Origin of the sequence: Afipia birgiae 34632, from assembly GCF_000308295.2 — a bacterium.
Lineage (GTDB): Bacteria > Pseudomonadota > Alphaproteobacteria > Rhizobiales > Xanthobacteraceae > Afipia > Afipia birgiae.
In genome coordinates this window covers 359,336-368,860 of sequence record NZ_HG326653.1, presented here as the reverse complement: position 1 = coordinate 368,860, position 9,525 = coordinate 359,336, and the positions used below count along the sequence as shown (strand labels likewise).

Genomic DNA, 9,525 nt, shown 5'->3' with positions numbered 1-9,525 from the left:
TTCGTTACCGTACCCGAACTACGTAGTAGTAGTACGGTCCGGGTTCCGGTCGGTCCGACGTACGTCGTCGACGGGAAGGGTAGGTAGGACGTCGCGACGAACGTACGTCTCTCTCTCTCTCTCTCTCTCTCTCTCTCTCTCTAATGAGACATGTTGCTCTAATGAGACATGTTGGCACTTGGCGAAGAAACGGTTTCCCACTAAGTTCCATATATTGCGGCGTGTTTGATATCGGAATTGAAGAGCTGGATGTTCGTGCGGTTGACCAGAACTGAGCGACGGAAGGCCGGGTGGCTGCTCGCCTTGGCCTATGTGCTTTGCGTGCTGGCGCCGGGTGTTTCCTTCGCGTTTACCGGGGGGGGGCATGCGCACGACCATTCCGGCATCCATGCGCATTCCGGCCAATCCGACAGCTTTGGTGATATGAATACTGTGGGTGCCGAAGCGCCGGTCCCTGCGAACGGCCAGCATGATGCCTTGGGCGCGCAGTGCTGTAGTATAGTGTGCGTGAGTGCGCTGCCTGCGACGGTCATGACGATCGTCAATCCCACCGCGCTGACGTCCGCCTGTGCGTCCGAGAACTATCGAGGCGTCGTCGATAACACTCCCTCCCGACGCTATCGCCCCCCCATTTCCTGAACTGACGGAATGACGTGGTGCCGTGCCTATTGAAGGCACGTGTGCTTGTGGTTCATCGACAGTTCGGGAGCATCATGCTTGCGCAGTTTGGTGCGAGGCGGCCGCCGCTCTTTTGGCGCTCGTCCACTTACCCGAGCGTGCTGCGCGAATTTGGTCGGTGAGCCGTATCAGTCCGAGTTTCGTTCTCATGGGAGCGGACGACAGCGGGCCGTATGAAAATCATGCAGCCTGACGGGGAGAGTTACGGGAATGGCGAGTAATGTTTATGTACTGGGCGCCTACAGCACCGCGTTTCAACCGTGGCCAGATAGGAGCTTTGCGGATCTGGTTCGTGAAGCTTACGTCGGAGCTTTGCATGACGCAGGTATGGATAGCGGACTAGATTTGTCTGCCGCCTGGTTTGGAAATTGCCTGATGAGTTACTGGGGGCAGGCCATGACTCGCGGGAGTGTCAGTTTCATCCCGCTTGTGCATCAAGGGCTTTTTCCCGATTGTGCGCCCATCTTTAACGTTGAAGGTGCCTGCGCGACGGGAAGTATTGCGTTGGCCGGTGCAATTAAGGAAATTCGCGCAGGCGATGCGGATCTTACCTTAGCTATCGGCGTGGAGAAGCTCTACGACCGGGAGCAGGCCCGAAGCCTTCTGGCGGAGATTGCGGAGGGTTCTGATCGCACGGACCCGTTGGATCTGATCGAGAACCACCAGCGACCGGGTGAAAGCGTCGGGATGCCATTTGGGTTAAGCATTGATCGACTGATGGCGATTGATGCGTACGCAATCCAGGCAAGCTATTACATGAAGAAGTTCAAGGCGACTGCCGAACAAATTGCGGTTGGCGCAGCCAAGAATTACAACAACGGCGCTCTGAATCCGAAGGCACAGTATCGCTTGGGAATGTCGCCGGAATCAGTTCTCGCCGATCGGATGGTGAGCGCGCCTCTAACGAGAGCGATGTGCGCTCCAATCGGAGATGGCGCTGCTGCTGCGATTGTTTGTTCTGAGCGGTACTTAAGAACGGTTTCGGCGTCAGTAAAAGATCGCGCAATCAAGATTCGGGCACAGGGCATAATGGGTGGCAAGTATCGACTGCCCGACGAGCTAAGCTTGACGCGCGCCGCGGCGGACAGAGCATACGCTGTAGCGGGCCTTTGTCCGAGCGACGTGGACGTAGCAGAAATCCACGATGCAACTTCCTTCAGTGAGATCTATCAATGCGAGATGATGCGTTTTTGCAGGATCGGTGAAGGGGGACAGTTCGTTGGAAGTGGTGCAACCAAGATCGGCGGTACGCTCCCCGTTAACACGTCTGGAGGCCTCGTTTCTAAAGGAGACCCAATCGGCGCGACCGGTCTCTCCATGTGTTATGAGCTCGTGACTCAGTTGAGAGGAGAGGCTGGAAAGCGGCAGGTCCAGAATGCGGTTATTGGATTACAACAGAATGGCGGAGGCTTGATTGGAATGGGGGAGGCCTTGGCTGCCGTCACCATCTACGAGCGGTCTCGATAGGCGCCGGGTCGATGATTGGAATCTTTCTGACCGGGTTGGGCGCTCCTGCAGCGATCGCGCGCGCACGAAGAACGCTATCAGGTGCGCAAAGGGCGCACTCTGCGGAGTAGACGCATTTGATTCAGTTATGGATTGCGCGCGGATCTCATTCGCTTTTGCTTTCGACTAACAAGATCCCCGCAATCCGTTCAGCGTCCTTCCGAATTCGATTTAGCTTTTCAGTGACTGACCTGACGGATATTTTGGACCAGCTGGATAGAGACTACTGCATCGCTGCGCTCCGATCCAGATGCTGCAGTGTCGGCGCCGATGTTTGCGGTGCCGGCGGCCGGTAGCTCAGAGATGAGTGCGGTCGGATCGTGTTGAAGTGCTTGCGCCATTGCTCGATGACGACGGTAGCCTCCTTTAGGCTGTAAAAGATTTCACCGTTCAGGCATTCGTCGCGCAGTTTGCCGTTGAAGGACTCGCAGTAGCCGTTTTCCCATGGGCTGCCGGGCGCAATGTAGAGCGTCTTTGCTCCGAGCTTTCCGAACCAGCTGCGCACGATCTTGGCCGTCATCTCCGCGCCGTTGTCCGACCGGATGTGCTCAGGGACGCCTTTAGCAAGCATCACATCGGCCATGGTGTCGATGACGCCGAAGCTGTTGATGCGACGTGCAACCCTGATCGCCAGGCATTCCCTGGTAAACTCGTCGATCAGCGTCATGAGCCGGAGCTTACGGCCATCATGGGTCTGCGCCTCGACGAAGTCGTAGCTCCAGACATGGTTACGATGCTGCGGCCGCAAACGGATGCAGGATCCGTCGTTGAGCCACAGCCGGCCGCGCGGTCGCTGTTTGCTGGGTACTTTTAGCCCCTCACGGCGCCAGATCCGCTGGACCCGATCACACCCGACCTGCCAGCCGGCATCGACCAGCAGCGACGTGATCCGACGATAGCCATATCGCCCATATTGGGACGCAAGAGAGATAATCGCTCTCGTCAACGCATCCTCATCAGATCGAACGATGGTGGTGTATCGCTGTGTTCCGCGGTGCTGGCCGACGATCCGGCAGGCTTGGCGTTCCGAGAGACCATACTTCCCTCGAATGCCCTCCACCGCCTGCCGTCGCCGCTCAGGGCTTATAAGTTTCCCGAGGCAACGTCCTTGAGCACCTGCTTCTCAAGCGACAGATCGGCGACGAGACGCTTGAGGCGGACATTCTCCCGCTCCAGATCCTTCATCCGCTTCGCCTGATCGAGCTCAAGGCCACCGTATTCCTTCCGCCAGCGATAATAACTCTGCTGCGAAATTCCGGCTTCCCGACAGGCCACCGGCGCTGCCTTGCCCTGCGACATCAATACTTCAATCTGGCGCAGCAGCACCACGATCTGCTCCGCATTAAACCTCTTCTTCGGCATGACCAAAGCTCCTTTCCAAGCTCAGTTTCTCACAAAGCTTGGTCCAAAAAAGCCCGGTCAGGTCATGACGTCCCTTAGAGTCTCATCGTTCAAACTCGCAAAGATGGCTCTATCAGCCTCGCGACGGTTGACGGCAAGTTTGTCCATTTCTCTGCGGGCTTTTGCCGTTAGAAACATCAAGACGACGCGACCATCGGTAGCCGACACGGTTCGCCTGAGAAATCCGGACTTCTCCAGACTCTTGGTTTGATTGGTTACAAATGCGGGATAGATATGAAGTTTCGCGGAAACCTCGATTCCGGAGACCCCGTCTCCTCTGTCCAAATCTTCAATTGCTTTAAGAATGAGCCATTGGGGTTCGGAAACGCCAAGCCGATTGGCCCAGATTTTATCGATGACCCCAAGATGGATATTGATAGCGGCCACATCCCATAGCAGTTGTCGGACTGCGGCAGGGTTTCGGCCGGTGTTGGCCGCGTGGCTCTGCGTGACCACTCCGTCAGCTGGAAAATCAGTATCTTTCGGATTTCTCTTCCGAGCGACCATTTGCGGATTCCCCAAAGGACTTTGACGAAGGGCCTAGGTCAATCGCCGGTTTGAGGCAAGGATCGAACCTCCCCGAATACGCGCCCGTTCGCGCGCCTGTTGCCGCAGGGCAACACTCACGGCTAACCTGATTGTTACTGAAATTAATTAATGGAGTTAAGTAATTTCATGTGGCATCATTTTTAGGTGACGGGGGGGCACCTCAGAGTCATCCCGTTTGGAGGCTTCGCCAAAGTCGCTCGCGTTCACGCGAGGGGTGTCCGAAGGCGCGAGGCGGCCGGGCGGTTAGCGGGGATGAAGGGCCATCCGGTGCGGCTTGCACCGATGGACTGAACCTTCCCCAACAGAGCAAACTTGGAGGATTTATGAGCAAGATTAAGAGCCTTATCCTTGGTTCGGCGGCGGGTTTCGTCGCGATCGCAGGGGCACAGGCAGCTGATCTTCCCGTCAAGGCGAAAGCCGTTCAGTACGTGAAGATCTGCTCCCTTTATGGCGCCGGTTTCTACTACATGCCCGGCACTGACACCTGCATCAAGCTGGGTGGTTACATTCAGGCCGACGCCAACATCAACGGCAACAACTACAACGGGCCGGCGTGGAATGAAACCGCAGGTCCCAACGGGGCAGGTGTTTTCGGCACCGAGAGCCGCAATTCGGATTCGTTCACGACCCGCGCACGCGTTCAGCTCAACATTGATACCCGTACCGCCACCGAATACGGTGTGGTTCGCACCTACTGGTCGAGCCACTTCGAGCACAGCACGGGCTTCGGGCCGTCGTCGGGCAACCTCACGGTGGACTACGGCTTCGTCCAGTTCGCCGGCTTTACCTTCGGTAAGGCGCTCTCGACCTTCCAGACGCCTTGGGGTGCTTACGGCGCCAACAACAACACCGCATTCCTGATCGGCGGCTACGACAACGCGACTGGCATCAACCAGATCGCCTACACGTGGCAGTTCGGCAACGGCCTGTCGGCTCAGTTGGGTCTTGAAGACAACAAGGCCATCAACCGTGCGCCACTGTTGAACGCCAGCGCTGTTATCGGCGGCGCAACTGCAGCCGCTACCGCAGGTGCCTATCTCGGCGCCGGCGCACTGGCCGCAAACCAGAACGGTACGGGCGGTCAGTTGTCACCTGACATCACCGGTAACGTGAAAATCGATCAGGCGGCATTTACTGCCCAGATCTCGGGTGCTGCCCACAATGTCAATGCCAATTACTACAGCACTGTTGCTGGTGGTCTCGGCAACGAGGGCTCCGGTCGTCCGAGCAGTGTCTGGGGCTTTGCTGTCGCCGGTGGTCTTCAGTTGAAGCAACTGTTTACCGGCGCTGGCGACAAGCTGTCGCTTGATTTCACCTACACGGACGGTGCTCCGAAGTATGTGATCAGCGGCGTAACCGGCAACACGTTCGACAACTTCGGCTCCGCGGTCAACGCCGGCAGCTACCAGTCGTTCGCTTCGATCAACCTGTATGACGGCGTTTACACCAACGGTGGCAGCATCGAGAAGACCAAGGCTTGGGGCTTCCGTGGCACCTTCGTGCACAACTGGACCCCGAACTGGGAATCCAGCGTGTTCGGCAGCTACACCCGCGTCGACTACAACAGGAATGCGTCTGCTGCGATCTGCGTACGTCAGGTTGCATCGGTTGGCGCGCTCACTGGCGGTGCAACGGCTAACGGCTACTCCTGCAACCCGGATTTCAACATCTGGCAGGTCGGTACCCGCACCGCTTGGACCCCTGTCCGCAACCTGACCTTCTCGGGCGAGGTGATGTACACCATGCTCGATCAGTTCAACACTGGTTCGATCAGCACGACCGGTGCGAATCTGATCGGCGGCTTCAAGCCAGCCGGAACCTACGACTACAAGGACCAGGGTATCTGGTCGGGCAACGTCCGCGTCCGCCGCACCTTCTGAGTGCAACGCTACTGAAAGGAGATTCAAAGGGAGATTCAAGTCGAATCCTAATGAAGTCTAAAACCTCCAGAACCCCCGGCAATGCCCTGCCGGGGGTTTTACTATGGCATCGCTAGGCAAACGAGCTCGCGAAACCTCGCCCGAATGTGCGCCAACGCATGATTCATAACGCCAGGCTGCTGGAACTCATGGCGTTCGTGGGGACCAGCCGGTCACTGATGGCTAATCCGGGAGCGCTTGGCAGCCGTTTGGTTCGCGTCTATGCTCTGGGACTCAGACCCAATATAAATTTGTTGCAAATCCGGCATCCGGGAATGTTCGTGCATCTCACCAAAGCTAAGCGATTGAGGGCTGGATGGCTTCTTGCCCTGGTCTATTTGCTTTGCGTAGTGGCGCCGAGCTTCTCGTTTGCATTGAGCGATGGGCCCCGTACAGCGCTGTGCCCTACGAACGGAAGCCACCAAACCAGCATCATGCACGTCCATCAATCGGGTGCGCGCATTTTGCAGGATGTTCAAAGGGATAGCCGTGCCCACGCACATCCCGCAGTATACAGCCATGTCGGCATGTCGGACACTACTGACGATCCGATATCGATCGCTGGCGAAACGTCAGTCCCCACGGATGACCACCACCAGTCTTCTGGGATGCAATGCTGCGGTATGATTTGCGTCAATGCATTGCCCGCAGCTTTGGTCGAAGTCGTTAGGCCTTCTCAGCCGACGTCGCGTTTTGCATCTGAGATCTATTGGCATCTCGCCGACAATGACCCCCCCCGGCAATATCGTCCTCCCATTTCCTGAACTGGCGATGAACTGGTGCTGAACCCGTTGAGGGCTTTGCACACCTTTATTCATTACGGTTCAGGAAACCTGTCATGTTCGCGCAGTGTGGGGCGAAGCTCCCCGCCGTTCATTCGGTGGTGCGCAAAGTCTATCATTATCAGAGCATCAGCGTCGCAGCGGCAGCTCTGTCTGCTCTGGGCGGCCTGGCGTCGGGATGCGCGGTCCCTATCGCCTTGAACGAGCAGGATCCGGCGGCTCCAAGTGCGACGGTAGCCCACGTAGGTTGCCGCTCGACGGTCGCGCCCCTGATGGGGTCGGCTCGGGCTGTCGAAGGGACTTCGGGCCACTCCCATCACGATTCATTCTCAGCCAGTGAACCAGGCGATGCAAAGCGGGCGGCACGCATTGTCAAAGTGACCATGGGCGAGATAGACGGAAGGATGATGTTCATGCCGGCGAAAGTCGACGTGAGGGCGGGCGAGCAAATCAAGTTCATGTTGCGCAACAACGGCGAACTGGATCATGAGTTCGCCCTCGGTTGCGCGGCAGATCGTCTCAAACATGGTGAGGCGATGAAGAACCCGGACATGGAGCGCAACGATCCAAACGCCAGGCAACTTGCTCCAAAGAAGTCGAGCGAGATCGTCTGGAAGTTCAGCAAACCAGGCGAGTTCGAATTCGCCTGCTTGGTCCCCGGACATCGTGAAGCTGGCATGGTCGGTATCGTCGTCGTGAAGTAACTCGCCACGAACAGTCCATAGAAAATTGAAAGGAACTACCATGAAGGCACGGAGTATCGTAACCGGGGTCCCTCACTTTACGACGTTCACTGCCGTGCAGAGCGCGATGTTGACGGGCGAGGTGAAGAGGGTCGACGAGAATGCGTCGATGCCCAAGCAATTCCAGGTTGGCGACACGGGTTGGTTTGAAGCGGAAATGGCAGCCGCCGGTATCACGATTACCAAGATGCAGAACAGCAAGTAAGGAGCGGCGGTCCGCGCGAAGGTCTTCGAACCATCGTATCACCGGGCCGTTCGATAGGATTGCATGTTCCGACCTGAAGGGAGGCCTCGCTTGAGCCGAATTGCCGCTGCGGCGGACACACCGACGATCATATACGACCGCGAAACCGGGATTCTGACCGGCGCCAGTCCGCTCGACACGATAGCGGTCGGCGCGCTCCGGGCCGGGTCCGTGCTGACCAGGCCGTTTGGTCACCGCGGCTATGGACTTGGATGCAAGATGGTTTCCATCTTGGCGACGAACCGCGATATTGTGGTGAAGTTGAATTCCGATGCGGCCTTCGCGATTCCGCTTGCCGACCCATACTGGAGCAGGATCCTCAATCGTCGTTACGACTATGAGGAGGAAATGGAAGCCCTGCTCCGGAGCGCAGCCGGGCTTAAATACACTTTAATCGATTGTGGCGCGAATTTCGGATACTGGTCAGTGCTTGCGACCAGCGAGCCGTTCGGCAAGCAATCAGCGCTGGCGATCGAGGCTGCTCCGGCGAACGCAGTGCGGCTCGAAGCCAATGCCAGGCTGAACGATGGCCGCTTTCGATGTCTTAACGCCGCCATCGGTGAACAATCGATTGGTTACGCGAGGATCGTGGGTCAAAAGCATGAAGCCTTCGCAGCAATACCTATCGAATCTGAAGAACGCGATGCGGTCAGGATGATTTCGGTAGACGGATTGGCAGATGAAGGGCTCATCGACACTTCCTTACCATGTCTGATCAAGTTGGACGTGGAAGGGCAGGAGATAGAGTCGCTGGGAGGGGCTCGCCAGATGTTGGCTGGCGACAGCGTTGTTGTTTGCGAAGATCACGGAGCCGACCGGACACACAGCGTCACTCGTCACCTTATTCAAAGTACCGGCCTCAAGACATTTGCCTTCGACCCAGCGAAAGGCCTCTTTTTTGCGGTGACCGAACCATCCGATCTTGATCGGATCAAGCGGCACGCCTGGGTGGGTTACAATGTCTTCGCGACGTCAAGCCCTCTGTGGGAAGATAGACTGCTCTCAGCGACGTGGGCTTACCGATGACCAGCTCGGGCAGGGGTGGCAGGCCTCCAGCATTTGCGAACAAAGCCACCGGCCGCAGACACATTGCGATCAGACCTGCGACGCGCGAAGACAGTGGTATGATTGCGAAATTGGCCTATCTCGCGGATGGCGATACACTTGCGTTCATCCTGCGCGGGATCGACCCTACAGCAGAAGCAATGCCAGTTTATCGCGAGATGGCTGCTGCGACGACGGGAATACTCTCGCATGAGAATTGCATAATTGCGGAGTCAGGCGATCGAATCGTTGGCATGGCAAACGCGTTTCCCGCCCGGCTGATTGAATCTGAGATCGCGGGTTTGGTATTGACTGAGCGTGAGGAATTGCTGCGGCCACGCGTGGAGCTCAACGAACCCACTAGCTATCTACTAAACAGCATCGCTGTTCTGCCTGGTTACCGCAGGCTGGGCGTAGGCGCGGCTTTGCTGGCTGCGGTCATCGAAGACGGCACAAGGCAGTTGTTTCCGTCTGTGACGGTGCATGTTTGGGCGGACAACACGGAAGCTGTCGCATTCTATTTTCATGCTGGTTTCAAGGAGGTTCGTCGCGCGAGTATCTCCTGGCACCCAGATTTGTCGCGAACGGGTGGAAGCCTTCTCATGATGTTGCCGATCGGAGTTGAAGCGGAAATTCGGTGAAGCGAAACCTTGCAGGCG

General features: G+C 57.2%; 9 protein-coding genes. 7 read left to right on the top strand and 2 right to left on the bottom strand.

All coding sequences use genetic code 11. The features are described 5' to 3' along the window. Positions 1 to 237 precede the first annotated feature (237 nt). Positions 238 to 639, top strand: coding sequence for a hypothetical protein (locus BN32_RS15665; protein ID WP_244438186.1), 402 nt, complete (start codon positions 238 to 240; stop codon positions 637 to 639). A gap of 249 nt (positions 640 to 888) precedes the next feature. Continuing rightward, positions 889 to 2,145: a thiolase family protein gene (locus BN32_RS15660; protein ID WP_019199410.1), complete on the top strand. Its 1,257-nt coding sequence runs from the start codon at positions 889 to 891 to the stop codon at positions 2,143 to 2,145. Positions 2,146 to 2,407: 262 nt separating this feature from the next. Here BN32_RS15660 and BN32_RS15655 read toward each other — a convergent pair. Continuing rightward, positions 2,408 to 3,546 (bottom strand): IS3 family transposase gene (locus BN32_RS15655; protein ID WP_156946987.1). Its coding sequence is split into 2 segments (ribosomal slippage): positions 2,408 to 3,282 and positions 3,282 to 3,546, totalling 1,140 coding nucleotides; the frame shifts between segments, so codons are not numbered across the junction. A 57-nt stretch (positions 3,547 to 3,603) separates the two neighbouring features. Further along, the gene (locus tag BN32_RS15645; RefSeq protein WP_019199411.1) at positions 3,604 to 4,092 is read right to left on the bottom strand and encodes a MarR family winged helix-turn-helix transcriptional regulator; all 489 of its coding nucleotides are present in this window, start codon (positions 4,090 to 4,092) and stop codon (positions 3,604 to 3,606) included. 365 nt (positions 4,093 to 4,457) lie between these two features. On the opposite strand from BN32_RS15645, the gene BN32_RS15640 reads away from it, so the two are divergent. The 5 genes from BN32_RS15640 to BN32_RS15615 all read left to right on the top strand — a co-directional run bounded on the left by BN32_RS15640 (position 4,458) and on the right by BN32_RS15615 (position 9,507). Beyond that, positions 4,458 to 6,014: a porin gene (locus BN32_RS15640; protein ID WP_019199412.1), complete on the top strand. Its 1,557-nt coding sequence runs from the start codon at positions 4,458 to 4,460 to the stop codon at positions 6,012 to 6,014. 1,093 nt (positions 6,015 to 7,107) lie between these two features. Continuing rightward, positions 7,108 to 7,539 carry a cupredoxin domain-containing protein gene (locus BN32_RS15630; RefSeq protein ID WP_051488537.1) on the top strand — a complete coding sequence of 144 codons (432 nt, stop codon included), beginning with the start codon at positions 7,108 to 7,110 and terminating at the stop codon, positions 7,537 to 7,539. A gap of 40 nt (positions 7,540 to 7,579) precedes the next feature. Next, a complete protein-coding gene (locus BN32_RS15625; protein WP_019199415.1) occupies positions 7,580 to 7,783 on the top strand; it encodes a hypothetical protein in 204 nt (67 codons plus the stop codon). A 90-nt stretch (positions 7,784 to 7,873) separates the two neighbouring features. Then, positions 7,874 to 8,848 (top strand): FkbM family methyltransferase, encoded by a 975-nt coding sequence (locus BN32_RS15620; RefSeq protein ID WP_051488536.1) that lies wholly within the window; start codon positions 7,874 to 7,876, stop codon positions 8,846 to 8,848. 98 nt (positions 8,849 to 8,946) lie between these two features. After that, entirely contained in the window at positions 8,947 to 9,507 is a 561-nt protein-coding gene (locus BN32_RS15615) for a GNAT family N-acetyltransferase (RefSeq protein WP_019199417.1), read from the top strand. Positions 9,508 to 9,525: the final 18 nt, after the last annotated feature.

Bases quoted from the DNA above. Each gene is read 5' to 3' on its own strand.
- BN32_RS15660 (WP_019199410.1), top strand. From the start codon at position 889: ATGGCGAGTAATGTTTATGTACTGGGCGCCTACAGCACCGCGTTTCAA.
- BN32_RS15645 (WP_019199411.1), bottom strand. From the start codon at position 4,092: ATGGTCGCTCGGAAGAGAAATCCGAAAGATACTGATTTTCCAGCTGAC.
- BN32_RS15640 (WP_019199412.1), top strand. From the start codon at position 4,458: ATGAGCAAGATTAAGAGCCTTATCCTTGGTTCGGCGGCGGGTTTCGTC.
- BN32_RS15630 (WP_051488537.1), top strand. From the start codon at position 7,108: ATGGGGTCGGCTCGGGCTGTCGAAGGGACTTCGGGCCACTCCCATCAC.
- BN32_RS15625 (WP_019199415.1), top strand. From the start codon at position 7,580: ATGAAGGCACGGAGTATCGTAACCGGGGTCCCTCACTTTACGACGTTC.
- BN32_RS15615 (WP_019199417.1), top strand. From the start codon at position 8,947: ATGATTGCGAAATTGGCCTATCTCGCGGATGGCGATACACTTGCGTTC.